This window comes from Gemmatimonadota bacterium (genome assembly GCA_041390125.1).
GTDB lineage: Bacteria > Gemmatimonadota > Gemmatimonadetes > Longimicrobiales > Gaopeijiaceae > JAGQIF01.
The window spans coordinates 234,139-259,314 of sequence record JAWKQN010000003.1 but is presented as its reverse complement, the minus strand read 5'-3'; the positions used below and the strand labels follow the sequence as shown (position 1 = coordinate 259,314).

Annotated in this window: 21 protein-coding genes and 1 tRNA gene; 7 read left to right on the top strand and 15 right to left on the bottom strand. The window is 71.6% G+C overall.

The window, feature by feature from the left end; all coding sequences use genetic code 11:
• Window positions 1–50: 50 nt before the first annotated feature.
• A complete protein-coding gene (locus tag R3E98_02610) occupies window positions 51–3,077 on the bottom strand; it encodes a PKD domain-containing protein (protein MEZ4422278.1) in 3,027 nt (1,008 codons plus the stop codon).
• 536 nt (window positions 3,078–3,613) lie between these two features.
• Between R3E98_02610 and R3E98_02605 the strand changes: the two genes are divergently transcribed.
• Window positions 3,614–3,829 (top strand): hypothetical protein, encoded by a 216-nt coding sequence (locus R3E98_02605; protein MEZ4422277.1) that lies wholly within the window; start codon window positions 3,614–3,616, stop codon window positions 3,827–3,829.
• Between the two features lie 37 nt (window positions 3,830–3,866).
• Here R3E98_02605 and R3E98_02600 read toward each other — a convergent pair.
• From R3E98_02600 to R3E98_02580, 5 genes are all read right to left on the bottom strand, one after another.
• Window positions 3,867–3,939, bottom strand: a tRNA-Lys gene (locus R3E98_02600).
• Window positions 3,940–4,018: 79 nt separating this feature from the next.
• Window positions 4,019–4,666 (bottom strand): ribonuclease HII, encoded by a 648-nt coding sequence (locus tag R3E98_02595; protein ID MEZ4422276.1) that lies wholly within the window; start codon window positions 4,664–4,666, stop codon window positions 4,019–4,021.
• A gap of 20 nt (window positions 4,667–4,686) precedes the next feature.
• Entirely contained in the window at window positions 4,687–5,037 is a 351-nt protein-coding gene (gene rplS, locus R3E98_02590) for a 50S ribosomal protein L19 (protein MEZ4422275.1), read from the bottom strand.
• Window positions 5,038–5,167: 130 nt separating this feature from the next.
• On the bottom strand, window positions 5,168–8,215 hold the full coding sequence (locus tag R3E98_02585) for a tetratricopeptide repeat protein (GenBank protein MEZ4422274.1): 3,048 nt from the start codon (window positions 8,213–8,215) through the stop codon (window positions 5,168–5,170).
• A 16-nt stretch (window positions 8,216–8,231) separates the two neighbouring features.
• Window positions 8,232–8,786 (bottom strand): sigma-70 family RNA polymerase sigma factor, encoded by a 555-nt coding sequence (locus R3E98_02580; protein MEZ4422273.1) that lies wholly within the window; start codon window positions 8,784–8,786, stop codon window positions 8,232–8,234.
• Between the two features lie 311 nt (window positions 8,787–9,097).
• Here R3E98_02580 and R3E98_02575 point away from each other — a divergent pair, with 311 nt between their 5' ends.
• The 5 genes from R3E98_02575 (at window position 9,098) to R3E98_02555 (ending at window position 15,941) form a co-directional block, all read left to right on the top strand.
• Entirely contained in the window at window positions 9,098–9,772 is a 675-nt protein-coding gene (locus R3E98_02575) for a class I SAM-dependent methyltransferase (protein ID MEZ4422272.1), read from the top strand.
• Window positions 9,773–9,855: 83 nt separating this feature from the next.
• Window positions 9,856–11,241, top strand: coding sequence for an MATE family efflux transporter (locus R3E98_02570; protein ID MEZ4422271.1), 1,386 nt, complete (start codon window positions 9,856–9,858; stop codon window positions 11,239–11,241).
• Window positions 11,242–11,514: 273 nt separating this feature from the next.
• The gene (locus R3E98_02565; protein MEZ4422270.1) at window positions 11,515–12,867 is read left to right on the top strand and encodes a cytochrome c peroxidase; all 1,353 of its coding nucleotides are present in this window, start codon (window positions 11,515–11,517) and stop codon (window positions 12,865–12,867) included.
• A 99-nt stretch (window positions 12,868–12,966) separates the two neighbouring features.
• Window positions 12,967–13,299 carry a helix-turn-helix transcriptional regulator gene (locus R3E98_02560; protein MEZ4422269.1) on the top strand — a complete coding sequence of 111 codons (333 nt, stop codon included), beginning with the start codon at window positions 12,967–12,969 and terminating at the stop codon, window positions 13,297–13,299.
• Entirely contained in the window at window positions 13,296–15,941 is a 2,646-nt protein-coding gene (locus R3E98_02555; GenBank protein ID MEZ4422268.1) for an ADOP family duplicated permease, read from the top strand. The genes R3E98_02560 and R3E98_02555 overlap by 4 nt, the downstream gene beginning before the upstream one ends.
• A gap of 94 nt (window positions 15,942–16,035) precedes the next feature.
• Here R3E98_02555 and trmD read toward each other — a convergent pair whose 3' ends face one another.
• From trmD to R3E98_02520, 7 genes are all read right to left on the bottom strand, one after another.
• Window positions 16,036–16,695 (bottom strand): tRNA (guanosine(37)-N1)-methyltransferase TrmD, encoded by a 660-nt coding sequence (gene trmD / locus R3E98_02550; GenBank protein MEZ4422267.1) that lies wholly within the window; start codon window positions 16,693–16,695, stop codon window positions 16,036–16,038.
• 14 nt (window positions 16,696–16,709) lie between these two features.
• Window positions 16,710–17,255, bottom strand: coding sequence for a ribosome maturation factor RimM (gene rimM / locus R3E98_02545; GenBank protein ID MEZ4422266.1), 546 nt, complete (start codon window positions 17,253–17,255; stop codon window positions 16,710–16,712).
• A gap of 21 nt (window positions 17,256–17,276) precedes the next feature.
• Window positions 17,277–17,762 (bottom strand): 30S ribosomal protein S16, encoded by a 486-nt coding sequence (rpsP, locus tag R3E98_02540; protein MEZ4422265.1) that lies wholly within the window; start codon window positions 17,760–17,762, stop codon window positions 17,277–17,279.
• A gap of 49 nt (window positions 17,763–17,811) precedes the next feature.
• Entirely contained in the window at window positions 17,812–19,113 is a 1,302-nt protein-coding gene (gene ffh / locus R3E98_02535) for a signal recognition particle protein (protein MEZ4422264.1), read from the bottom strand.
• A 146-nt stretch (window positions 19,114–19,259) separates the two neighbouring features.
• Entirely contained in the window at window positions 19,260–20,216 is a 957-nt protein-coding gene (locus tag R3E98_02530) for a cation diffusion facilitator family transporter (GenBank protein MEZ4422263.1), read from the bottom strand.
• 27 nt (window positions 20,217–20,243) lie between these two features.
• Complete coding sequence (locus tag R3E98_02525; GenBank protein ID MEZ4422262.1) at window positions 20,244–21,530, bottom strand: adenylosuccinate synthase; 1,287 nt, start codon at window positions 21,528–21,530, stop codon at window positions 20,244–20,246.
• A gap of 210 nt (window positions 21,531–21,740) precedes the next feature.
• Entirely contained in the window at window positions 21,741–22,673 is a 933-nt protein-coding gene (locus R3E98_02520; GenBank protein MEZ4422261.1) for a dihydrodipicolinate synthase family protein, read from the bottom strand.
• Here R3E98_02520 and R3E98_02515 point away from each other — a divergent pair.
• A complete protein-coding gene (locus R3E98_02515; GenBank protein MEZ4422260.1) occupies window positions 22,672–22,818 on the top strand; it encodes a hypothetical protein in 147 nt (48 codons plus the stop codon). The genes R3E98_02520 and R3E98_02515 overlap by 2 nt on opposite strands.
• Here R3E98_02515 and R3E98_02510 read toward each other — a convergent pair.
• Both R3E98_02510 and trpS read right to left on the bottom strand, forming a co-directional pair.
• Window positions 22,811–23,950 carry a PilT/PilU family type 4a pilus ATPase gene (locus R3E98_02510; protein ID MEZ4422259.1) on the bottom strand — a complete coding sequence of 380 codons (1,140 nt, stop codon included), beginning with the start codon at window positions 23,948–23,950 and terminating at the stop codon, window positions 22,811–22,813. The two genes, R3E98_02515 and R3E98_02510, sit on opposite strands and share 8 nt — an antisense overlap.
• A 222-nt stretch (window positions 23,951–24,172) precedes the next feature.
• A complete protein-coding gene (gene trpS, locus R3E98_02505) occupies window positions 24,173–25,171 on the bottom strand; it encodes a tryptophan--tRNA ligase (protein ID MEZ4422258.1) in 999 nt (332 codons plus the stop codon).
• Window positions 25,172–25,176 lie beyond the last annotated feature (5 nt).

Below are 25,176 nucleotides of genomic sequence, written 5' to 3'. Positions count from 1 at the left end.
GTGGCCACGGGCTGGAAAGCCGTCGCGTGGTCATCGGTCCCACAGCCAGCTCACCACCGACCCCGGGTCAGTCCAGGTCGGTGGGTGAACGCGGCGGTGGGGAACCTGGTTGGCCGGGGTCTGAGGTGGTGAAGTCCATCCCCACCGACCCGTCGTTCGGATCCCCGAAGTCCCCAAGGTGTGCGTCGGGCTGGAGCTCGAGGTGGCCCCACCGATGTCCGTGAACGTGCAGTCCAGGTCGGTGCACGCCGCCGTGAACGCGGAGGTGGGACTGACCGTCCGTGAAGTCCGTCGCGCCTTGGTCGTCGGTGACGGTGAGGCTGACGGTGAACTCGTAGGTGTGCGTGGGCTGGAACCGTCTGGGTGGTCGAGCCGGTTGCCCCCAGGTCGTCGGTGACGGTGAGGCTCACCGTGAACGTTGCAGCTGAAACGTAGGTGTGCGTCGGGCTCGCGGCGGACGAGGTTGAAGCCAGCTCACCACCGACCCGTCCACCATCCGTGAACGTGCAGTCCAGGTCGGTGCAGGCCGCCGTGAAAGCGGCCACCGGAAGCTGGTTCGGCGCCGTCGGGCTCACCGACTGGCTCGTGGAGGCCACGCCCCCCGCGTCGTCCGCCACGTTCAGCGTGACCGTGTAGGTGCCCGCCCCCGCATAGGTGTGGGTCGGGCTGGAAGCCGTCGAGGTGGTCCCATCCCCGAAGTCCCACAACCAGCTCACCACCGACCCGTCGGGCTCCAGGTGCTGGCTGACGGTCGGTGCCGTCCGTGAACTGGTGCGTCCCGCTCCCGGTCTGTCGAGATCGTGCAGGTCGCGGTGAAGGTCTGGTCGTGACGTGCCCCGAGGTCGCGGTGACGGTGAGGCCGGTGAATAGGTGTGCGTCGGGCTGGAAGCCGTCGAGGTGGTCCCATCCCCGAAGTCCCACAGCCAGCTCACCACCGACCCGTCCGGGTCGGAGCTACCATCCGTGAACGTGCAGTCGAGATCCGTGCAGGTCGCGGTGAAGGCGGCGACCGGCATCTGGTTCGGAGCCGTCGGGCCCACCGTCTGGCTCGCCGACGCCACGCCGCCGGAATTGTCCGCCACGTTCAACGTGACCGTGTAGGTGCCCGCCCCCGCATAGGTGTGGGTCGGGCTGGAAGCCGTCGAAGTGGCCCCATCCCCGAAATCCCACAGCCAGCTCACCACCGACCCGTCCGGGTCGGAGCTGCCATCCGTGAACGTGCAGTCGAGATCCGTGCAGGCGGCGGTGAAGGCGGCGGTGGGCAGCACATTGGCCGCCGTGGGACCCACGGTCTGGGTCACCAGACCCGTTGCACCCTGATCATCCGTGACGGTGAGCGTGACGGTGTAGGTCCCTGCCAGGGCATACGTGTGCGTCGGGCTGGGCGCCGTCGACGTGGTGCCGTCCCCGAGGTCCCACGCCCATGCCACCACCGACCCGTCCGGATCCGTGCTCCCGTCCGTGAACGTGCAGTCCAGGTCGGTACACGCGCTGGAGAACGCCGCCACCGGCGGCACATTCGGCGCCGGAGGGAGCACCGTGGTGCTCCACAATCCCACGTAGCGCGCATTGAGATCGTCGTAGTACGAGTAGCGGCCTGGGCCATAGACCGTGGGCCCGGGGTTCTTGTGCGACAACCTCATGCCGAGCCGGGGCCCCTCGAGCTGCGCCTGGGTCCACCCGGTCGTGGTGCCCCCCGCCTGCCAGTCCAGGTCGAGCGGCGACGAGGAGGAGCGGAGCCGGAGGAAGTCCACCTGGACCGTGCTGCCCAGACCCATGATGCGTACGTGGAAGGGGCCGTTGGCGACCGGGTCGGTGAGCGGCGTGGCGCCCGCGAGGACGATCCCACTCGACGACTGCTCCGTCTGCACCTGGAAGCGGGGACCGTACCCCTTCTCGTGCGTGATCGACCACGCGATCAAGTCCCGCTGCGGAGGCTGATTCACGCCGACGTCGGTGCGGAGCGCAGCCGCGAAGCCCGAGTAGGGATGCGCAGGGTTCAGGTACTGATCAGGATCGTCGGTGTCCGTCCCGACGATGACGTGGACCTCGTCCCACCAGAGTCCGAGCACCCGCCCATCTTCGTTCAGGCGAACCGTAGCCCGCGCGTCGGCCCCTTCCCGGTGGAGCTTCAGCACGCCGTTCTCGACGATGACGTTCCCCACCGGGGTCGAGCCTGCGGGGAATCCGTTGTTGAAGTCCCAGGACGGATTCCGACCACCGATCCAGTACCAATCGGCCCCGAAAGCTCCGCCGTACGTGAGCGGGGCACCGCCGACGACGTCCGCGACCGTGGCTCCGCTCCCTTCGGCGTAGGGCCAGTAGTGGTCGACGCCGGACGCATTGGGATCGAGGCCGTGCACCGCGGCAGACCCGGTGGGAAAGGGACCCCGGGACCCGTCACCCAGGACGACGGTCTGTACCCGGGCGGTGGCGGCGTGGGTGGCCTGGCCCAGACCGGCGTCGCGACCGGGACCGGCCGAGACGACGAGCGCTGCCGTTGGGAGCGAGACACCATCCGAGCCGCTCCTCGCCTCCCGGACCGAGCCGATGCGTGCGCCGCTGTGGAAGTGGGTCACGTCCAACCAGGCCGTCGAGCCATTGAGGCCCGCATCGAGCACGTACCACTCCCCCGCCACGAACGACATCGCCGGGAGCGGGGTCCCCGCAACGGTGCGGTAGCCGCCGCCGAGCTCGCGGTAGACCAACTCGAGCAGGATGTCGCCGGCTCCATCCACGCCCACCTGGACCGCCACCTTCGTCTGGATGCCGTCGGTGGCAAGCACCAGGTCCGAACGGGCTCCGGGGCCGGCGTGCACCATGTCCCGTACCGCCTCCCCATCGAAGAGCACGAGCAGGTCCCACTCGGTACGCGCCCCCCACGCCGGGAGCGCCGCGGAGGTGGCCTCGCCCGCGGCCGTGCGCGATCGCACGACCTTGGACCTGTAGGTGCCGGGCAGGCGGACGGACGATGCAGGACGGGAGAGGAGCGGATCCAGGTCGAGGCCGGTCGGATCCGTACGATCCGCGCAGGCCGCACAGAGTGCGGCCAGCGCCACGAGGCAATGGCGACGCATGCGTTCGTTCCAGCTGGGGGGCAGCCGGAGAAACATTTGATTCTCCGCGGCGACAGCACCCTGATATTGCGCATAGGATGTGCGCCGTCGGGGTGCTTATAGGATGCGTTCATTGGTCGCGCAATACGCGCATCCCGAATGAACGCGACAACCTTAGCGAGACCCTGTGACAGCGCTGCGCGAGCAGAGGAACCGACGAAGGCAAGCGCTCCGACGTGGAGCGCAGGTGAGGCCACGAACGGCGGGGGCGCACAACGGGCGCCTGGTGAAGGCGGAGGCAGCCGGACAAGCGCGCATCCTACCAGCGCTTTGACGCTCCCTTGACGGCCTCGCCTTTCCGACCTCGCTCCCGCCTCGAGGGCTGGGTTCGCGCGCGGACGCCACCGACTGTCACCCCCCGCGCGTATCCTTGGGCATCGCTCCCCCGAGCCCGGATGCGCACCGATGGAACGATCACACGTCGTACAGGGAAATCGCCGCTTCTCCGCCAACGGCCGCGCGAACGGACCCATCTCCGGCGCTGCTGGAGGTCATCTGTGAGCGCCCGTGACGCGGCCCGGCTCGCGGCCCGGATCGACGCGGTGGTGGACGGCTACCCAGACCACGCCCGGGTCACCTTCGCGGGCAGCGCGGCGGAGCTCCGTGCGATCGCGAACGCGCTCCTGCGGATCGGAGACGCGGGCAGGCTGCCCCCGATCACGGTCGGCAACTCCGCCGTGGAGGGCGGCGCCGGCTTCCAGCGGGCCGGGTGAACGGCCGCAGCGGATCCACTGCGGCGAGAGGGAGGAATGAGCCGGCTGGGGATCGAACCCAGGACCTACGGATTAAAAGTCCGTTGCTCTACCAGCTGAGCTACCGGCTCGGTACGGCACAAGGTATCCCGTTCGCGCGTCGGATTCTACCGGACCCACGCTCATGCGGGGGCACGCCTCCTCGCTCCGCTACAGCGCGAACTCGAGCTGCAGCAGTCCGAAGGTCATCCGGTGGTGGGGCGTGGGGCCGTGCGCCCGGATGGCCTCGCGGTGCTCGAGCGTGCCGTAGCCGACGTTGGTGATCCAGCCGTAGTCCGGGTAGCGCTCGTGCAGCCGCCGCATCAGCCGGTCGCGGACCACCTTGGCCACGATGGAGGCGCAGGCGATCGAGTGGACCAGGCGGTCTCCTTCGACGATCGCCTCGTGCACGCAGGACAGGCCCTTCATGGGGAGCCCGTCGATCACGACGTGGTCGGGCGCGGCGCCGATGCTCCGCCCGAGATGCGCGAGCGCGCGCTCCATGGCGACCCGCGTCGCGACCAGGATGTTCAGGCGATCGATCTCGCGCGTGGACGCCGCACCCACACCCACCAGCGCCCGAGCCAGCACCTCCGCGGCCAGCGCATCGCGCTCGGGCTCGGTCAGGAGCTTGGAGTCGGTGGCTCCGTCGATGCAGACGTCCCGCGGCAACACCACGGCGGCGGCCACCACCGGGCCCGCCAACGGACCCCGCCCCACTTCGTCGACCCCCGCCACCCGCAAAAGACCGCGGCTCCAGAACCCACGCTCGTACCCGAGCAGGTCCTGGAGCCGCGTCTCCTCGGCGTGCGCAGCCATGGTGGCTGGCCGGCGTGGCGTCAGCGGGTGCGCTTTTCCTTGATGCGCGCGGACTTGCCGGTCCGCTCGCGCAGGTAGTACAGCTTGGCCCGGCGCACGACGCCCTGCCGCACGACCTTGATGTCGGCGATGGAGGGCGAATGCAGCGGGAAGACGCGCTCGACGCCGACGCCGTTGGAGATCTTGCGGACCGTGAAGGTCTCCCCGATCCCACCACCCCGGCGACCGATGACGACGCCCTCGAAACCCTGGACGCGCTCCTTCTGGCCCTCGCGCACGCGGTAGTTGACCCGGACGGTGTCGCCCGGATGGAAGGGGGGGATGTCGTCCCTGAACTGCGCTGTCTCCAACTCCCGGATCAGGTCCGCCATCGTCGCCTCCTCTACCTGTAGGACCAACCGCCCACGGCCCGGCTCGGCTGGTCCGGGCGCGTGATTCGGAGCCCATCAAGGTAATGGGCGACGGTGGGGAGGTGAAGGCCAGGGACCGGAGCCCCCTTCCCTACCGGAGCGCCGCCAGCCGGGCCGCCGCCGTGCGGGCCTGGGGGCTGGCCGGCCCCAATGCCCGCCGGAGCCCCTCGGCGGCGGGCGCCAGGAGGGCCCGGGCTTCCTCCGTCCGGCCGCGGGCCGCCAGGACGGCGCCCCGGACGGCCTCGGCCTCCAGGCGTACGGCGGACGTGGGGCCGCGGGTCTCATCCATGCCGGCGAAGGCCTCGTCCACCCACCGTTCGGCCTCGTCCACCCGGCCCTGACGGAGCGCGAGGTCCGCCCGCACCACCCGGCTCGTGACCAGCTCGCGGGCTTCGGCCGGCCCGGCCTCGACCTGCGCCGCGATCACACCGGCCAACAGGGAGTCGGCCCCCGGCAGATCCCCCTGCTCCATCCGCGCTCGAGCCAACAGGCGCGAGGCCCAGACCGCGAACCGGTGATCGGGACGCAGGGCGCGGCTGGCCAGGTCGAATGCGGCCTCGGCCCGCGTCCGCGCCGACTCCACCGCGCCGTCCTCGAAGTCCATCCGACCCAGCTCGAGCAGCAGGAAGGCATGATACGGATGCTCGACACCGAGCCCCGCGTCGGACGCCTCGAGCGTCCGCTCGAAGCGCGCACGGGCTCGCGCTCGCTCCCCGGCCGAGCGCAGCGCCTGTGCCACCGTCACCTCGTTGGCGATCGTGCGCGCGTTGCCCGGCCCGAGCTCGCGCGCCAGGACGCGCGCGGCGCCCTCGAGGACAGGCAGCGCCTCCGCGGCGGAGGAGCCCTGGAGAAGCGTGGTCCCCAACACGAGGCGGGCGTTGGCGGTGCTCATGTGGTCGGGTCCCCAGACGACCTCGGCCACCCGCACCGCCTCTTCCCCGCTCGCCCGCGCTTCGGCGAAGCGACCCTGCAGGGCCCGCGCGTTCGTCAACCCGACGAGGCCTTCGGCCACGGCCGGGTGCATGGGCCCGTAGACGGTGCGCGCCACGTCCAGCGCCTGCTCCATGAGCGCCGCCCCCTCGCCCAGCTGGCCGCGGTACAAGCGGATGTTGGCGAGGCTGTTCAGGCTCGTCGCCAGCTCCACCGACGGCACGCCCGCTCGGCTGCGGTAGCGCGCCACCGCGGCTTCGAAGAGCGAGTCCGCGGCCTCGAAGTCGCCCGACGAATGGGCGGCATCCGCCCACAGGTAGAGCGCTCGGGCCAGGGCTTCGTCGTCGTCGCCACCCTCCTGCTGCAGGAGTCGCGTCGCTTCCGCGAGCGACGTCGCGGCCTCCGTCGGGCGGCCCACGACCGATTCGGCCACCCCCTTCTGCATCAGGGCCAGCGCCAGGTCCCGCACCGACCCTCCCGCGCCCACCGACGCGCGCAGCACCGCCACGCCGGAGTCGGCCAAGGCCAATCCCTCGTCGGCGCGGCCCTGCTCGACCCGCGCGTGCGACAGCTCGACGCGGCTCTCCGCCACGCTCGGGTGCGCATCGCCGAACAGACGCGTGCGGATCTCCACGACCCGCTCCAGATGGCCCGCCGCCGCGTCGAACAGACCCAGGTTGTCGTAGATGCGCGCGACCTCCGAGAGGAGGTCCGCCTGCAGCGCGGGCTCGTCGGCGAACTCGGCGGTGATGCGCTCGGCGCCTCGGTCGAGCACCTCACGCGCGGTCACGTCCTGACCCTCCGCGCTCGCCGGATCCCCCAACCGGAACATGTCCACGAGCAGCCCCGCGACCCGCGCCACCCGGTCGCGCTCCGCCTCCGCGGCCCGTGCTTCGACGCGCGCGCGTCGCGCCTGGGAGGCCGTGCCCACCAGACCTCCGACGAGGCTCACGAGCGCCAGCGCGGCGAGCGCCACCGCCGTCCGGTTGCGCCGCACGAATCGACCCCAGCGGTACGCCAGCGAGTCCGGACGCGCGCTGACGGGCCGCCCGACCAGGTGGTTGCGCACGTCGGCGGCGAGCTCGGCCGCGCCCGCATAGCGCCGGGCCGGCTCCTTCTGCATCGCCTTCAGCACGATCGTGTCCAGGTCACCCGCCAGTCGCTTGCGCAGGCGGTCGGGCGCCAGACCGCGCGCCTGGCCCACGGTCTCCGCGGACACCGTGGTCGTGGGGCTGTCTCCCCCTGTCTCCGCGGCGCGCGGGCCGCGGGAGATGGCCGTGCTGGGCCGCACGGGGTCCTGCTCGAGGATCGCCTGCCCCAGCAGGTGGGGCGGGGTGTCCTGTCCGCCGTAGGGCCGGTGGCCGCTCAACAGCTCGTAGAGCAGCACGCCCAACGCGTAGACGTCGCACGCGGTGGTGACCGGCTCGCCACGGATCTGCTCGGGGCTCGCGTACTCGGGCGTCAGCCAACGCTCGGTATAGCGCGTGCCGGGCTGCTCGTCGGCCGCGCTCTCCTCCAGGAGCTTGGCCACCCCGAAGTCGAGCAGCTTGATCGTGCCGTCCTCGGTGACGAAGACGTTCGCGGGCTTCAGGTCGCGGTGGACCACGAGCTGCCGGTGCGCGTGGTCGACCGCATCGCACACCTGCGCGAACAGCTCCAGTCGGGTCTCGATGGAGAGCCGGCGGTCGTCGGCGAAGCGGTGCAGCGGCACGCCGTCCACGTACTCCATCGCGAAGAACGGCAACCCGTCGTCGGTGAGCCCCCCGTCCACCAGACGCGCGATGTTGGGGTGCTCCAGCCGCGCCAGGATCCGGCGCTCGCGCAGGAAGCGCTCGCGGAGCGCGGGCGAATCGAAGCCGCGGCGCACCAGCTTGAGCGCGACGCGCTGCTGGAAGTCCGCGTCGGCCCGCTCGCCGAGGTAGACCGCGCCCATGCCGCCGGTCCCGAGCGTGCGAAGCACACGGAAGGAGCCGATGAGGGTGGGGGCATCCCCCCACGGTCCGAGCGCGTCGGCGATCAACGCCTCCGGCACCTCGTCCAACACCGCGGCACCGTCGTGGAAGCCGAGCAGCGAGCCCACCTCGTCGGCCACGGCGGGCTCGCGGGCCCGCAGCGCGTCCAACCACGCGGCCCGCGCGGACTCGGGGAGCGCCAGCGCCTCCTCGAAGCATTCGCTCACCCGCTCCCAGGCGGGGCCGGATCCGCTCACGGCCGCCGGACCGGGCTCACGCCAACTCGCGGTTCAGGAAGGCGCGCGCGACGGCCCAGTCGCGCTTGACCGTGGCCGGGGAGACGCCGAGCGCCTCCGCGGTCTCCTCCATGCTCATGCCGCCGAAGAACCGGCACTCGACCACGCGGCACTGTCGTTCGCTGCGCTCCTGCAGCCGCTCCAGGGCCTGATCGAGCGCCAGCAGATCCTCCACCTGCGTGAGCACCACCGCGGAGACGCCGTCCAGCCCCGTGGCGGGCGCGCCGCCGCCCCGCTTCTGTGCCTTCCGGGCCAGCGCGTGATCCACCAGGATGCGCCGCATGACCCGCGAGGCCATGGCAAAGAAGTGGGCCCGTCCCTGCCACGCCATCCGGTCCACGCGCACCAGGCGCATGTAGGCCTCGTGCACCAGGGCGGTGGCCCCGAGCGTATGGTCGGGGCGCTCCTTGCGCAGATGGCGCCCGGCCAGGGTACGCAGCTCGTCGTAGACGAGCGGCAGCAGCCGGTCCAGGGCCGCCGCGTTGCCCGCGGTGGCCTCCTCCAGGAGCTGCGTGACGTCTACGGCCTCCACGGCGGTCCACTCCCCGAAAGGCGGAAATCAGCCATCCCCGGGCTCATGCGCAGGATCGCGACGCCCGGGGACGCGGGGCCGCGCCGCCGCAGGCGCCGCACCCCGGCCCAACATCCCGTGGCGGGCACGGAATCTCAACCCGGGGCCGGTGGAGCGCCGACGCGCCGCGGCCGGGCGCGGGACGGGGATCGCAGGGCATGGACCGGCCCGCGCTCGGGGGCCGCCCTCGCTTCCGACCGTCGACCCTTCCCTCCCCCCGAGGCCGTCCCTTCCCCATATTCGGCCGTCCCATCCCTGCCCCCCGCGACTCCATGACCCATTCCGTTCTCCGCCACCTGCGGGTCGAGACCGACGCCTACGACGCCGAGATCCGCCGTTTCATCCCGTCCTACGAGACGATGGTCGGGACGGCCGTGGACGTGGTCGCCCAGGCGCAGCCCGCGCGGATCCTGGATCTGGGCGCCGGCACCGGCGCGCTGAGCGCGGCCCTCCTGGAGCGGACGGACGAAGGTGTGATCGAGCTGTGGGACGTGGACCTGTCCATGCTGGCACGGGCGCGCGCGCGGCTGGCCGCGCACGAGGCGCGCACGCGGTTCGTGGAGCGCTCCTTCCTGGAGCCGTTGCCGGCCTGTGACGCGGTGATGGCGTCGCTGTCCCTGCATCACATCCCCACGCTCGAGGGCAAGGCCGTGGTCTACCGCAGCATCTTCGCGGCGCTGCGCAGCGGCGGCGTGCTGGTGGTCGCCGATGCCACCCTTCCCGCGGACCCGCACGCGCGCGCCGCGGTGCGCCGCGGATGGGCGGACCACCTGGTGCGGTCCGGGATCTCCGAGGCGCGGGCCTGGCAGCACTTCAGCGAGTGGGACGAGGAGGACACCTACTTCCCGCTGGAGGCCGAGCTGGACCTGCTCACGGAGGTGGGGTTCGTGGCATCGAGTCCCTGGAGCGACGCGCCCTCCACCGTCTGGGTGGGTCGCCGCCCGTGAGCGGAAGCCCATCCGGCAAGGCCTCCGCACCCGCGGGACCCGCTCGGGGGGCGCGCCGGCCCCGCACGTTCGATCGCTCCATCGTGGAGGGGCCCATCCTCTCCGCGGTGTGGAAGCTGGCCTGGCCCACCATGCTCCAGAACGTGGTGGGGGGCCTGCAGGGCATCGTCGACCATGTGATGGTCGGCCGTTACGTGGGCTTCACCGGCAACGCCGCCATCGGTGTGAGCTGGCAGATCTTCCTGGTCGTGATCGTCTTCATCTCCTCGCTCTTCGCCGGGATGGGCATCCTGGTGGCCCGCTTCGCCGGTCAGGGCGACCACGACAAGGTGAACCGCACGGTCTATCAGGCGTTCCTCACGGCCATCTTCCTGTCGGTGCTGGTGCTGGCCCCCATCGGGCTGCTGCTGGCGCCTTCGCTGCTGGACCTGGTGAACGCCGCGCCCGAGGTGCGCGCCGAAGCGCTCCCCTACCTGCGCATGCTGTTCCTGTTCAGCTTCGGGCTGCTGATCTTCTTCATGCTGGGCGGCGCGCTGCGCGCCGCGGGTGACGCCAAGACGCCGCTGCGCTACGGGCTCGTGCTCACCGTCTTGAACATCACGCTGAACGTGATCTTCATCCGGGGATTGGGGCCCATCCCGGCGTACGGAACGTTGGGCGCCGCGATGGGCACGGTGATCGCCACCTGGAGCATGGCCATCGTGGCCCTGGTGCAGCTGCGCCGCGAGCGCTGGGTGGTGGGCTTCCCCAAGGGGATGTCCCTCAAGCCCGACTGGGAGGTCATCCGCTCGCTCTTCCGGTTCGGGCTTCCCACCGGCGTGCAGGGCGTGGCCATGAACGTGGCCGGCGTGCTGCTGTTGCGCTTCATCGGCTCGCTGGAGCAGAGCGCGGAGGCCCAGGCCGCCTACGCCGTGGCCTATACGGAGCTGTTCTCGCTCATCACCTGGACGTCGGTCGGGTTGATGGGCGCCACCGCGGCGGTCGTGGGGCAGAACCTGGGCGCGCTCAAGCCGGAGCGCGCCATCCATGCCGTGCACGGCGCGGCGCGCATCGGGATCGGCGTCGCCATCGCCGTGGGGGCGCTGTTCGTGTTCCTGCCTCGTGCCCTGCTCGGGCTGTTCGGGATGACCGAGCCCATCGTGGTGGGGATCGGCCTGGAGCTGCTGCGCTTCCTGTCGGTGTCCGGGTTGTTCATCACGGTCGCGCTGACCTACACGGGCGGGCTGCAAGGCAGCGGGGACACCAAGAGCCCGCTCTACATCTCGATCGTCTCGCAGATCATCATCCCGCTCGGCCTGTGCTTCGTGCTGCAGCAGACGCGTGGGCTGCAGGCCACCGACGTCTGGCTGGCCATCCTGCTGGGCCACATCACGCGCGCCACCCTGAGCGTCATCCGCTTCCGTCAGGGGAAGTGGCGGGACATCGTCGTGGACATCGGCGGCAAGCCGTCGCCGGATCCCGCCGGGTAGCGCCGCCCCCGCTCCGACGCACTTCACCCGGCGACGCGTGAGCCCGATTGTTGCGGCGCGTCGTTCCAGGGAGCGGAGGGGCCAGGCGCGCGCGCCGGCCCGGATCCCGTGGATACGCGCCGGACCCACCCCGGAACACCACCCGCGAGCGGCGCCATCCACGAGCCCGTCCGGTCCGGATCGCTTCGACGCCACCCCGATACGGGACACCGACCGGGCGGCAGCGACCCCCGCACACGACACCGGTCCTGCCGCATGCACAGGGGACTGCCCATGGAACGCCGGGTCCGATGGATCATCCTGTTGGTGCTGGGCGGAAGCGCGATCTCCGGCTGCGAAGCCTTGGGGTCCGGGGATGAAGCGTCCGAGCTCGATCAGGCGCTCGAGGCGCGCCTCGCAGAGGCCGCACCGGGAGGAGACCTCGGGTTCTTCCGGTTGCCTGCGGGCGCGGACCTCGCGTCGATCCCGCAGGATCCCCGGAATCCGTTGTCGCCTGCGAAGGTGGAGCTGGGCCGTCTGCTCTTCCACGAGCCTGCCCTGTTGAGCGCACCCAAGCGCCCACAGGGTCGCTCCACCGCCTCCTGCGCGTCGTGTCACCACGCCCGGGCCGGCTTCCAGGCCGGTCGCCGCCAGGGCATCGGCGAGGGCGGCATGGGCTTCGGGGTGCGCGGCGAGGCGCGCACGCGCGATCCGGCGTACGGGCTCGGGGACCTCGATGTGCAGCCGATCCGCTCCCCCAGCGCGATGAACGCGGCCTACCAGTCCGTGATGCTCTGGAACGGTCAGTTCGGCGCGCTCGGGCCCAACGCGGGGACGGAAGCCGCGTGGACGGCCGGGACCCCCAAGGAGACCAACCGGCTCGGATACGAGGGCCTGGAGACCCAGGCGATCGCCGCGCTCGGTGTGCACCGCCTCGAGGGCGCCGACTCCACGTTGGCCACGCGCTACCCGCGGTATGGCGAGCTCTTCGCGGCCGCCTTTCCGGGACAGCCCATCGATCGGGAGCGAGCGGGTCTCGCCATCGCCGCCTACGAGCGTACGCTGCTGGCCGATCGAGCGCCGTTCCAGCGTTGGCTGAGGGGCGAACGAGGTGCGCTGAGCGACGCACAGAAGCGCGGCGCCCTGGTCTTCTTCGGGAGGGGCCGCTGCGCCACCTGCCACACGGGTCCGGCGCTGAGCTCGATGGCGTTCTACGCGCTGGGCATGGGCGACCTGCGCGGGCCGGACGTGTTCCTCGACGGAGGCAACGAGCTGGCGCGGCCCGAGCACCTGGGTCGCGGCGGCTTCACCGGACGGTCCGAGGAGATGTACGCGTTCAAGGTGCCGCAGCTCTACAACCTCGCGGATGTCGGCTCGCTGGGGCATGGCGCCACGTTCCCCACGGTGCGTGCCGTGATCGAGTACAAGAACCGCGCGCAGGCGGAGACCGGCCTGGTGCCGAGCGAGCGCCTGGCCGAAGGCTTCGTGCCGCTGGGCCTGACGGACGAGGAGATCGCCGACCTCGCCCGTTTCCTCGAGGAAGCCCTGTACGACCCCGAGCTCGAGCGGTACGTCCCGGTCGCGCTGCCGTCGGGCGCGTGCTTCCCGGTGAACGACCCCCAGGGGAAGGCCGATCTGGGCTGCTGACGCCCCGGGACCGGTTTCGCAGCGCCACGCCTGGGGGCCGCCTCGGGGCGGCGACATATAGTCACTTGACTAATAGTCGAGTGACGAATACGCTTCGTCATGAGCGATGACCCTGCCGTTCCACTGAACCCGCGCGACCTGATGATCCTGGCCGTCCTGGCCGAGCAGCCGCAGCACGGCTACGGGATCATCAAGGCGGTGGAGGCGCGCTCCCGGTCAGGGGTGCAGCTCGACCCCGCCAACCTCTACCGGTCCCTCCGGCGCATGAGCGGGGACGGTTGGGTGGAGGAGGTGGAGGCGGACAACGACGATCGACGGCGCACCTTTGCGCTCACGCCCTCCGGCCGCGGGGTGCTGGCCACCGAGCTTCGGCGCCTCGAAGCCCTCCTGGCCGAGGCGCGCCCCCTGCTCGCCGAGGGTCCCGACGCGTGAGCGTGCCCCGTCTGTACGGGGGGCTGCTCCGCCTCTTCCCTCGCCCCTTCCGCGAACGGTCGGCAGGCGATGCCGCCGAGACGTTCGCGCTGCTCTGGGCGGACGCCGTCGGCGCCCGCGCACGAGCGTCCCTCCTCGTCCGCTGCTTTGGCCGGCTGCCGCTGGCGTGGGCGTCGGAGTGGGTCCATCACCTGCGCACGCACGGTCGGGATCGTGCGCGCCTGCCCCGGGAGCTCCTCATGGACCGCTGGTCGCGCAACGTCCGTCAAGCCCTCCGTTCGCTCGGGCGCGCGCCCACCTTCACGTGGACCGTCGTGCTGCTGCTGGGGCTCGGTGTGGGCGCCGTGACCACGATCGTCACGATCGTCGACCATGTGCTGCTGCGGCCGCTCCCCTACCCCGCCGCCGAGCGCCTGATCTACCTCGAGAACGGCTCGCACTCGGGCCCGCTGTTCCAGCAGCTCGGCTCCGTTCGCACCGTGGAGCAGTGGGCCGGCGCCTTCACGGACGACGTGAACCTCACCGGAACGGGTCAGCCCGAGCGGTTGGAGCGCGCCACGGTGACGGAGGATTTCTTCACGCTGTTCGGGGCCACCGCGGCGCGCGGTCGCCTGCTGCAGCGGGACGACTTCGGGGGTCCGGCGGCCGTGGTGCTCGCCGAAGGCACGTGGCGCCGCCTGTGGGGAGGCGACCCCGACCTGGTGGGCCGCACGATCGCGTTGGACGGGGAGGCCGTCGTGGTGGTGGGCATCCTGCCGAGCACGTTCGCGCCACCGGAGGCGTTGGTGGGGACCGACGTGGACGTATGGCGGGCTGTCGACTGGAGCGCGGAGATGTACACCGGCCACGACTGGTCCGTCCTGGACGTGGCGGGGAGGCTCGAGCCGGGTGCGTCGCACGCTGCCGCCCAGAGCGAGCTGGACGCGCTCATGGTGGAGATGGCGCAGGTGCATCCCAACTATCGCGTGCGGGACGGCGACGCGCCCGAGCCGCTGCCGGCGGTTGGGCTGTCCGAGATCATCGTTCGTCCGGTGCGGGAGGGGCTGGGCCTGTTGCTCGGCGCTGTGGCCATGCTGCTGCTGGTCGCCTGCGCGAATGTGGCCAACCTCTTCCTGGCGCGCGGCGTGGAGCGGCAACGGGAGATGGCCGTCCGGCATGCCCTGGGCGCAGGTCGCGGACGCCTGGTGGAGCAGCTCATGACCGAGAGCGTGCTCGTGGGTCTGGTGGGCGGCGCGCTCGGCGTGGCGCTGAGCGTCGTCGGACTGCGCACGTTCCTGACGCTCAACCCCCAGACGCTGCCGCGCGAAGCCGCCGTCCACGTCGACCTGCGCGTGCTCGGGTTCGCCGCGGTCCTCTCGCTCGCCACGGCGCTGCTGTTCGGGCTGCTGCCCGCGCTCCGGGCCGCCCGCGCCAACCTGGCGGGCGCCGTGCGCGGCGCCGCCCGCACCGCGACCGAAGGCAAAGGCATCCGCTCGCTGCGCGGCGGTCTCGTGGTCGCGGAGGTGGCGCTGTCCCTCACGCTGGTCGCAGGCGCGGGTCTGCTGTTGCGGACGTTCCTGCAGGTGCAGGGACAGGCGCTCGGCATCCAGACCGCCGGCGTCTGGTCCGTCCCGGTCACGCCCACCGGCTACGACTCGCCGGAATCCTGGGTGCAGGGGATGGAGGCGGTCCGGACCGCGCTGGCGGAGGTGCCGGGCGTCCAGAGCGCCGCCCTCTCGCTCACCGTCCCCATGCAGATGACGGGCGGTCGTCGCTGCTGCTGGACCCGCAACGTCGCCGCGACGGCGGACGCAGACGGCGTGCGCACGCAGATGCACCCGGTGAGCACCGACTACTTCACGACCTTCCAGCTCCCGCTCCTCGCGGGTCGGGTCTGGACGCCGTCCGAGACGTCCATGGACCCCGCGCCGGTGGTCGTGTCGGAGCCGCTCGCGATCCAGGTCTTCGGATCGGCGACCGCGGCGGTGGGGCGTACGCTGCACCACGGTCAGGGCCTCACCGCGCAGATCGTGGGCGTCGCGGCCGACGACCGTCACTACGGCGCGGAGTACGAGCACGGGCCCGCGGCCTACGTGCCGCTCCAGGAGATGCCCTTCCAGTCCGACCGCGCCGTCTTCGCGGTGCGGATGGATCCCTCCGCCACCGATGTCCCGGCGCGCCTGCGCGATGCCATCTGGTCGGTCGCACCGGCGCTGCCGGTGCCGCAGGTCCAGACACTGGACGCGCTCGTGGACGACGCCAGCGCCGGCCGTCGCTTCGATTCCGCGCTGTTCGGGTCGCTGGCGCTGGTCGCGCTCGTGCTGGCCGCCGGCGGTCTCTACGGCCTGCTGCTCTACGTGGCCAGCCAACGCCGTCGCGATCTGGCCATCCGCCTCGCGCTGGGCGCGTCCAGGGGGCATATCCAGCGCTCGTTGGTCCTGGGCGGCCTCGGTCTGACCGCCGCGGGGGTGGGGCTCGGCCTGCTGGGCTCCTGGGCCAGCGGTCGCTTCCTGTCCAGCCGGCTGTGGGGGGTGGAGGCGGGCGATCCGGGCACGCTGGTGGGCGCTTCCCTGCTGCTGCTCGCCATCGCGCTGCTCGCGAGCTGGCTTCCGGCCCGCCGCGCAGGGCGCACCGATCCGCTGGAGACGCTGCGGCAGGAGTAGCACGAAGAGGGTCGGGCGGGCGCGATCCTCCCGATGCGCCCTGGGCGGCCGGCCACGTCGCCACCGGCCAGCGGGCCGCGGCGGTGAGCGCAGCCTAGCCGCCGCGCCGCTTCGCCTCGGCTTCCTCCGCCGCCTGCTCCCGCCAGGCGCGGATGCGGGCGTGGTCCCCGGAGAGCAGCACGTCGGGCACGACATGGCCGCGGTACTCGGGCGGGCGGGTCCAGGAGGGTGCGCTCACGCGCTCCTCCTCGTAGAACGAATCCGACGCGGCCGAGTCGTGGTCGCCGAGGGCGCCGGGGAGCAACCGCACCACCGCGTCCGTGACGGCCAGCGCGGGGATCTCCCCCCCGGACAGCACGAACGGGCCGAGCGCCAGCTCCTCCGTGGCCAGGTGATCGGCCACGCGCTGGTCCACGTCCTTGTAGTGCCCGCAGAGCAGGGTGAGCTCGTCCTGCACGGCGAAGCGCACGGCATCCGCATGGCGGAACGGCCGGCCGCGCGCGGACAGCAGCACGATCGGGCCCGTGGGGGCGAGGTGGTCCACCGCCTCGAAGAAGGGCTCGGGCTTCATGACCATCCCGGCGCCCCCGCCGTAGGGGACGTCGTCCACGGTGCGGTGCCGGTCGTGCGTGAAGTCCCGCAGGTCGACCACCCGGTACTCCACCAGTCCCGCCCGTTGGGCGCGACCGGGGATGGACAGCGCGAGCGGCGCCGCGAAGAACCCGGGGAAGATCGTGACGATGTTGATGCGCATCGGCGCGCCCTCGCTCAGAGGTCCAGCAGACCGTCCGGCGGCTCGATCACGATGCGGAGCGGATCGCGCTCGACCGACGTCACGATCGGACGCGACAGCGGGACGAGCAGGGACGGCCGCCCCGGACGCGTGACTTCCAGCATGTGGGCGGGGGCCAGCTCGTAGACCTCGCGCACCGTTCCCACCACGGTGCCGTCCCCCGTCGCCACGGTGGCGCCGAGCAGCTCGTGGTAGAAATACTCGCCCTCCTCCGGCGCATCCACCTCCGCGAAGGGCTGCAGGAGGTAGCTGCCGGCGAGGAACTCCGCCTGCGTGCGGTCCTCCACGTCCTCGAACCGCACCAGCCACCCGGTGCGGTAGGGACGCACCGACTCGATGGTGAGCGAGCGCACCGGCACGTCCATCGGCTGCGCGTCGGCGTCCCCCAACCGGAACGTGGCGCCCGGATGGAAGATGTCCTCCGCCCGGTCCGTCAACGACCAGACGAAGAGCTCACCGCGGATGCCGTGGACCTTGTTGAGATGGCCCACGACCAGGAAGGGCGGCGGGCTGGTGGCCACGTCGCGCAGGGCCGGCTCCGATCAGGAGCCGGCTTCCGGCTCCGCTTCTTCTTCGGCGGCTTCGGGCTCCGCGGCGGCCTCGGGCTCCGCGCTGGCCTCGGCCTGCGCCGCTTCGGCGGCGGCGGCTTCCGCGGCCGCGGCCGCTTCGGCCTCGGCGGCCGCCTGGGCGGCCTCCGCCTCCTTCTGGCGCTTGGCCTCGAGCTCCGCGGCCTTGCGGGCCTTCTCGGCTTCGACGTCCGGAGCGCCGACGGCCACCTTGGCGTCACCGCCCGTGCGGGCCTTGGAGACGAGCGAGCGCACCGTGTGCGACGGCTGCGCGCCCTGCGCCACCCAATAGTCCACGCGCTCGAGGTCGACCACGACGCGCGCCGGCTTGCTCAGGGGCTTGTAGTAGCCGAGGGTCTCGACGAAGCGACCGTCACGGGGAGCGGCGCTGTCGGCGACGACGATGCGGTAGTGCGGCTGCTTCTTCCGGCCCATGCGCCGGAGTCGGATGCGAACGGCCATCGGTCCTCTGTGTGGTGTGGATCGTACGGTGAACGCCTTCGGGAAGCCCTCAGCGGGGCACCATGCCCTTCATCTGCTTGAGGAACTTCTCCATCTCCTTGAACTGCTTGAGCAGCCGGTTGACCTCGGCGACCGGCCGTCCGCTACCGCGCGCGATGCGCGCGCGCCGGGATCCGTTGAGGATCTCGGGCTTCTTCCGCTCGGAGGGCGTCATCGACAGGATGATCGCCTCCACGTGCTTGATCCGCTTGGGATCGACCGCGCCCACGGGCAGCTTCTTGCCCACGCCCGGGATCATGCGGGCGATCTGCTCCAGCGGTCCCATCTTCTGGATCTGCCGCATGGCGGCGAGGAAGTCCTCGAGCGTGAAGCGGCCCTTGCCGAGCACCTTCTTCTCGAGGCGGCTCTGCTCCTCGGCGTCGAACGCCTCCGAGGCGCGCTCCACCAGGCCGACCACGTCGCCGAGCTGCAGGATCCGTCCGGCGAGACGCTGCGGGTCCGTGGGCTCGAGCTCGGCCACGCCCTCGCCGGTGCCCACGAACTTGATGGGCTTGCCCGTCACGCCATGGATGGACAGCGCCGCACCGCCCCGCGCATCGCCGTCCATCTTGGTGAGGATGACCCCGGTCAGGTCCAACGCCTGATCGAAGCCCTCGGCGATCTTCACCGCCTCCTGTCCGGTCATCGCGTCCGCGACCAGCAGGATCTCCTGCGGAGCGAGCTCGGCCTTGAGGCGGCGGAGCTCGTCCATCATGGCTTCGTCGATCTGCAGGCGTCCCGCGGTGTCGACCAGGACGACGGCCCGCTTCTGGGCGCGGGCTTCCACCAGCGCGGCCTTGGCCACGTCCACGGGATCGGAGCCGGGCGCACCGGCGTGCACCGGCACGCCGATCTTCTGCCCCAGCGTCTGGAGCTGATCCACGGCCGCGGGCCGGTAGAGGTCGCAGGCCGCGAGGAGCGGCTGGCGCCCCTCCTTGACCAGCCGGCGGGCGAGCTTGGCGATGGTGGTGGTCTTCCCGGACCCCTGCAGACCGACCAGCATGAAGACGGTAGGCGGCGAGGGCGCCCAGCGCAGCGAAGGCCGCTCGTCGCCGAGCAGGTGGGCCAGCTCGTCGTGGACGATCTTGACGATCTGCTGTCCCGGGGAGACGGACTTGAGGACCGGCTCCTCGAGCGCCCGGGCCTGGACGCGGGTCAGGAAGTCGCGTGTGACCTGGTAGTTGACGTCCGCTTCCAGAAGGACACGACGAACCTCCCGGAGCCCCTCCTTGATCATGGGCTCCGTGAGCAGACCTCGTTGGCGGAAGCGCCCGAGGACCGTGTCCAGCTTCTGGCCGAGCTCGTCGAACATCCGGAATCGGGCCTCCCCGGCCCCACTGCCAAGACTCAGGTCCGCCGCAGGGGCGCGCCCCGAGGCGCGTCGGACGGCGGTGGCAAAGCTTGAAAAGATAGCCACCGGCCCCGGAATGGCTCAAGGACGAGCCCGGATCGGCCTCCCTACTCCCCGCCGGCGTGCCGGCGATCCGGGGCCCCGTGCCTCCGCTCCGGGGCCTCCTCGCTCCGATCCAGCTCGGTATCGTGCCAGGATGCGGGGTCCTCGGCCGGTTCCAGGTGGGTGAAGACCGTCAGGTCGGGCGCCACCGCCCGGATCTCCTCCTCCAGCCGCTCCAGCAGGTCGTGCCCCTGCTGTACGCTCCAGGCGCCGGGCACCAGGACGTGCATGGAGACGAAGCCCCGGAACCCGGATTGCCGGGTGCGCAGGGCGTGGAAATCGACGCCGCCGGTGCGGTAGCGGGCGAGGACGGCATCGACGGCAGCGCGGGTCTGGGCCGGCAGCGCCGTGTCGATCAGACCGAGCAGCGAGCGGCGGACCAGGTTGAATCCGATCCGGAAGACGTTCAGGGCCACGCCCAGGGCCACGACGGGATCCAGCCACGAGACCCCCGACAGCGCGGTGGCCACGACACCGGAGAGGACGGCCACGGACGTGAAGACGTCCGAATAGAGGTGCTCGGCGTCCGCCTCCAGCGCGATGGAGCGGAAGCGGCGGGCGGCCCGCATCAGGATCCAGCCACCGGCCACGTTCAGACCGGTCGCGACCGCCCCGACCGCCACACCCAGCCCCCAGCGCTCGAGCGCGACCGGATCCAACATGCGGCCCACCGCGGCCCACACGATGGAGCCCGCGGCGAAGAGGATCAACGCGCCCTCGAACCCGCTGGCGAAGTATTCGGCCTTGGCGTGGCCGTAGGCGTGCTCCTCGTCCGGGGGGCGGCGCGCCAGACCCACCATGAACAGCGCGAACAGCGCGGCCACGAGGTTGACCACCGACTCGACCGCATCCGACAGCAGGCCGACCGAGCCCGTCAGCCACCACGCCCAGGTCTTGAGCCCGATGGTGGCGAGGGCGAGCCCGACCGAGAGCCAGGCGTAGGAGGTGATGGATGCGGCCATGGGGGGCGGAATCCTCCGCCGGGTGGATCAGACGCGGATGATGTCGCTGCGCCGGGTGCCGACCGAGACCATCCAGATCGGGACCCCGACCAGCTCCTGGAGGCGGCTCAGATAGGCCCGGGCCGCGCGGGGCAGGTCCTCCAGCTTGCGTGCGTCCGCGGTGGAGGCCTTCCAGCCGGGCACGGTCTCGTACACGGGCTCGATCGCGTCGTATCCGCAGCCGGCGTCGGGGAAGTGCGACGTCTCCTCGCCGTCCACCCGGTAGCCCACCGCGATCTGGATCTCCGGCAGCTGGTCCAGGACGTCCAGCTTCGTGATGGCCAGGCCGGTGAGGCCGTTCACGCGGGCGGCGTGGCGCGCCACGACCGCGTCGAACCATCCGCAGCGACGCGGGCGGCCCGTGGTGGCGCCGAACTCGCCGCCCCACTGCCGGACCTGCTCGTCCAGCTCGGGCGTCATGGCGGTGGGCAGCGGGCCCTCGCCGACGCGGGTCGTGTAGGCCTTGAGGACGCCCAGCACATCGTCCACGGCCGTGGGGCCGATCCCCACCCCCACAGGCGCACCCGCGGCGGTGGTGTTGGAGGACGTCACGAAGGGATAGGTGCCCTGATCCAGGTCGAGCAGCGCGCCCTGCGCGCCCTCGAGCAGGACGTCCCGACCCGCGCGCAGACCCTCCAGGATCTCGACGCCCACCTCGGTCGAGAGGGCGTGCAGTCGGGCCGCCAGACCCAACGCGTCACGCGTCTCGGCCGCGACGGTGTCGACGTCCTCGCCCAGCTCGCGCAACTGGGCCTCGGCGCGCGTCAGCGCGCCGTCCAGCCAGCGCTCCACACCGGCGGCGTCGGCCAGGTCGCCCACCCGCAGGCCACGCCGGCCCACCTTGTCCTCGTACGCCGGGCCGATCCCGCGGCCGGTGGTGCCGATCTTCTCGGCAGCCGCGGCCTCGCGTGCCTTGTCCAGGGCGCGATGGAACGGCAGCAGCACATGGGCGCGGCCGCTCACGCCCACGCGACCGTCCAGCCGGATGCCGCGGGCCGCGAGCGCATCGTATTCGTCGAAGAACTGGCGCACGTCGAGCACGACCCCGTTGCCGAGGAGGCAACGCTTGCCGTCGTGCAGCACGCCCGAGGGGATCTGGTGCAGGATGAACTCGTCGTCGCCGACGTGCACCGTGTGCCCGGCATTGGCGCCACCCTGGTAGCGCGCCACGATCTGCGCGTCGGCAGCCAGCACGTCGACGATCTTGCCCTTCCCTTCGTCGCCCCACTGACAGCCGACCACCACCGTGCAACGCCCTCGGCGGGCTCCGGACACGTCCGAACTCCTCTCGCAGGTCATCGATACAGGGTGAGCGACCCGGGATGCGCGGTCTCCCGGATCACGATGGCGCCGACGTTGCGCCGGTGGATGCCCCGGCCGATGTCGGCCGGCCCCTCGACGGGGCACAGAAAAACGGGCCCGTCCGGGGGGACGGGCCCGCTTCGGGCATCCTCTGGGAAAAGCTACCGGCGAATCCGCTCCGGTTCAAGCGCGGGCGGCACGGTCCGGCTCGAGCAGACCCGCGCTGCGCAGCACCTTGTGCACCGTCTCGCGGCCGCGCTCCGGCAGCGGGCGCAGCGGCGGGCGCGGATCGCCTCCGCGGTACCCGAGCAGATCGAGGCCGGCCTTGACGCCTGCGACGCCCAGCCCGCCCACGATCTCCACGTGGACCGGTCCCACCTCCTTCTGCAGACGACCGGCTCCCGCATGGTCCCCGCGCTGGAAGGCGGTGCAGATGGCCGCCGACTCCGCCGGCGCCAGGTTGGCGACGCCCAGGATGCCGCCGACCGCACCGACCTCGAGCGAGGCATACAGGTGCGCGCCGCTGCCCACCAGCACCTGGAAGCCGCGGGCGGTCTGGGTGGCGAGCTCCCCGACCAGCTCGAGCTGTCCACGCGAATCCTTGATGCCCACGATGTTCGGGTGCTTCGACAGCTCCACGACCAGGCCGGTGGGAAGATCCAGCGTGCTGAGTCGGAGCGGCACCTGGTAGACGATCACCGGCACCGGCGATGCGTCCGCCACCGCCGCATAGTGGACCTGCAGCGCCTCGGGCGTCATCGCGCCCTTGTAGAAGGCTGGCGGCTGCACGAGCACGGCGTCGGCGCCGTGTTCGGCGGCCTCGCGCGTGAGGCGGATGGTGCGTCGCGTCGACTCGCCGCCCGTGCCGGCCACGAGCAGGATGCCGTCGGGCAGGATGTCGGCGGTCGCATCCAGGGCGGCCAGGCGCTCGTCGTCGTCCAGCAACATGGCCTCACCGGTCGAGCCCCCGATCACGATGCCGCGCACGCCCGTCGTGCTCCAGCGCCGCACGTTGCTGCGGAGCCCGATCACGTCGAGGTCGCCCGAGACCGGGTCGAAGGGGCTGGTGGCGGGGATGAAGACGCCGGAGAGGTCGATGCTGGAAGCGGTGGCCATGACTGCCCGATGGTGGCTGGAGGGTGGGTGCGCGCGGATCCCGGCAGGGATCGTCTCGTCTCCCCTCCCGACCCGCAAGGCCCTGCTCGGGGTGCGCCGCGCGCCTCCGCCCCGCGAGGGCGCGGAGGCGCTCCGGATCACGTGAAGAACTGCGCCATCTCCTGGGCCATCCCGCCTTCGCGGCCGCCCGAGATGCGATCCTGCGGCGAGCTGTCGCCGAACAGGTTCATCTTGAGGTCGAAGTCGTTCGGGTTGTTCGCGGCCGCCTTGGCCACCTCGAACTCGACGAACCCCGCGCGCACCAGCTCCATGAGGTGCTGGTCGAACGTCTGCGAGCCGTAGTGACCGCGCCCTTCCTCGATCAGCTCGCTGATCTCCTCGATCCGATCGGGATCGCGCACGCAGTCGCGGATGGTCCCCGTGACCAGCATCACCTCGGCGGCCACGACGCGCCCCTGCCCATCCGAGCGCGGGAGCAGTCGCTGGCTGACGACGGCCTGCAACGTCTCCGCGAGACGGATGCGGATCATCTCCTGCTCGGTGGGCTCGAAGACCGCGATCAGACGCGAGATGGTCTGGGAGGCGTTCTGGGTGTGCACCGTGGAGATCACGAGGTGGCCGGTCTCGGCCGCCTTGAGCGCGATGTCGATGGTCTCCTTGTCGCGCATCTCGCCGATCAGGATGACGTCGGGGTCCTGACGCAGTGCGGCGCGCAAGCCGGTCTGGAAGGAGTCCGTGTCCGTGCCCACGTCACGCTGCGTGATGGACGAGCTCTGATCGCGATGCAGGAACTCGATCGGGTTCTCCAGCGTCACGATGTGGCGCTGACGGTTGCGGTTGATGTAGCCGATCATCGCGGCCATCGTGGACGACTTCCCGGACCCCGTCACGCCGGTCACCAGCACCAGGCCGCGCTCGCTCTGCGAGATCTTCTCCAGCACGCCGGGCAGCTTGAGGTCCTCGAAGGTCGGGATCTCGATCGGGATCACACGCATGATGATCGAGAACGTGCCGCGCTGGCGCAGGATGTTGACGCGGAAGCGACCCAGCCCCGGCAGGCCCCAGGAGCAGTCGTAGTCCAGCAGCTCGTCCACCCGCTGCCGGTCCCGCTCGTGGGGGATGAGCTTGAGCGCGATCTGCCGCACCTGCTCGTGCGTCAGCTTCTGCTCGGTCAGGGGATAGAGGGTCCCGTGGATCCGCGCGCGGACCACGTCACCCGACTTGAGGTGGATGTCGCTGGCGCCCTTCTCGATGGCCGCCTTGAAGATCTCGGTCATGGGCCTCTGCCGGTCGGGGTAGGCAGGGACGCCCTCCGCCGGGCCTTCCGTGCCGGGCGACCTCGCGCCGCCGACCCGGGGGACGGCGGAAACGGCGTCGTTCCGGGCCTTGCGGGGCCCTTGGGGGGGAGGGGATCCCACCGGGACGGCGTGGGGAGCAGGAAGCGGACCAGCCGGCGGGGGTGTGGCGGAAGGGCTGCGCCCGGGAGCGCCCTCGTGCGGTCAGGCCTGGCGCACCCGCCAGTCCAGCCCCATCCGCTCCCGGACCTCCGCCATCGTCTCCCGCGCCACCGACCGGGCGCGCTCGGCGCCGGCGTGCAGGATCTCCTGCACGCGCTCCGGGCGGGCGCGCAGCTCCCGGGCCCGCTCGCGGAACGGCGCGAACGTGGTGGCGATGGAGTCCGCCAGGATGCGCTTGCAGTCCACGCAGCCCCGGGTGGCGCCCCGGCATTGCGTGGCGATGTCCTCCAGCAGGGCCGGATCCGTGATCAGCGTGTGCAGCGTGTAGACGTTGCAGACCTCCGGTCGGCCGGGGTCGGTCCTGCGCACCCGCTGCGGGTCCGTCACGGCCGTGCGCACCCGCTCCCAGATCTCGTCCGGCTCGGCCAGGATGCCCACGGTGTTGCCGAGCGACTTGGACATCTTGGCCTCGCCGTCCAGGCCCAGGATGCGACCCACCTGGGGGACGATGGCCTCGGGCTCGGGGAAGTACTCCCCGAAGCGCGCGTTCCACTTGCGGGCGATGTCGCGCGTGAGCTCGAGATGCTGGCGCTGGTCCTCGCCCACCGGCACGGCGTCCGCGCGATAGATCAGGATGTCCGCCGCCTGCAGCACCGGGTAGTTGAGCAGACCGGCCGGGACGGACTCCAGCTTCGCGGACTTGTCCTTGTACTGCGTCATGCGCTCGAGGTCCCCCACGGGCGCCACCGCGTTGAAGAGCCAGCTCAGCTCCACGTGCTCGGGCACATCCGACTGCACGAACAGCGTCGAGCGCTCGGGGTCGATCCCCACCGCGAGCAAGCTGACCGCCATGTCGAAGACCCGGTCGGGCAGGTCGCGCGGATCGTACTCGGTGATGATGGCGTGCAGGTCCACGATGCAGTAGAAGGCGTCGTAGCGGTCCTGCATGTCCACCCACTGGCGGAACGCCCCCAGGTAGTTGCCCAGGTGGGCCTCGCCCGTGGGTTGGACTCCGCTGAGGACGACCGGCTTCTTGCTCACGACTG

Bases quoted from the DNA above. Each gene is read 5' to 3' on its own strand.
- R3E98_02520 (MEZ4422261.1), bottom strand. From the start codon at position 22,673: ATGGCCACCGCTTCCAGCATCGACCTCTCCGGCGTCTTCATCCCCGCC.
- R3E98_02565 (MEZ4422270.1), top strand. From the start codon at position 11,515: ATGGAACGCCGGGTCCGATGGATCATCCTGTTGGTGCTGGGCGGAAGC.
- R3E98_02515 (MEZ4422260.1), top strand. From the start codon at position 22,672: ATGACTGCCCGATGGTGGCTGGAGGGTGGGTGCGCGCGGATCCCGGCA.
- rpsP (MEZ4422265.1), bottom strand. From the start codon at position 17,762: ATGGCCGTTCGCATCCGACTCCGGCGCATGGGCCGGAAGAAGCAGCCG.
- R3E98_02595 (MEZ4422276.1), bottom strand. From the start codon at position 4,666: ATGGCTGCGCACGCCGAGGAGACGCGGCTCCAGGACCTGCTCGGGTAC.
- R3E98_02530 (MEZ4422263.1), bottom strand. From the start codon at position 20,216: ATGGCCGCATCCATCACCTCCTACGCCTGGCTCTCGGTCGGGCTCGCC.
- R3E98_02560 (MEZ4422269.1), top strand. From the start codon at position 12,967: ATGAGCGATGACCCTGCCGTTCCACTGAACCCGCGCGACCTGATGATC.
- R3E98_02510 (MEZ4422259.1), bottom strand. From the start codon at position 23,950: ATGACCGAGATCTTCAAGGCGGCCATCGAGAAGGGCGCCAGCGACATC.
- R3E98_02610 (MEZ4422278.1), bottom strand. From the start codon at position 3,077: ATGCGTCGCCATTGCCTCGTGGCGCTGGCCGCACTCTGTGCGGCCTGC.
- trmD (MEZ4422267.1), bottom strand. From the start codon at position 16,695: ATGCGCATCAACATCGTCACGATCTTCCCCGGGTTCTTCGCGGCGCCG.
- R3E98_02575 (MEZ4422272.1), top strand. From the start codon at position 9,098: ATGACCCATTCCGTTCTCCGCCACCTGCGGGTCGAGACCGACGCCTAC.
- rplS (MEZ4422275.1), bottom strand. From the start codon at position 5,037: ATGGCGGACCTGATCCGGGAGTTGGAGACAGCGCAGTTCAGGGACGAC.
- ffh (MEZ4422264.1), bottom strand. From the start codon at position 19,113: ATGTTCGACGAGCTCGGCCAGAAGCTGGACACGGTCCTCGGGCGCTTC.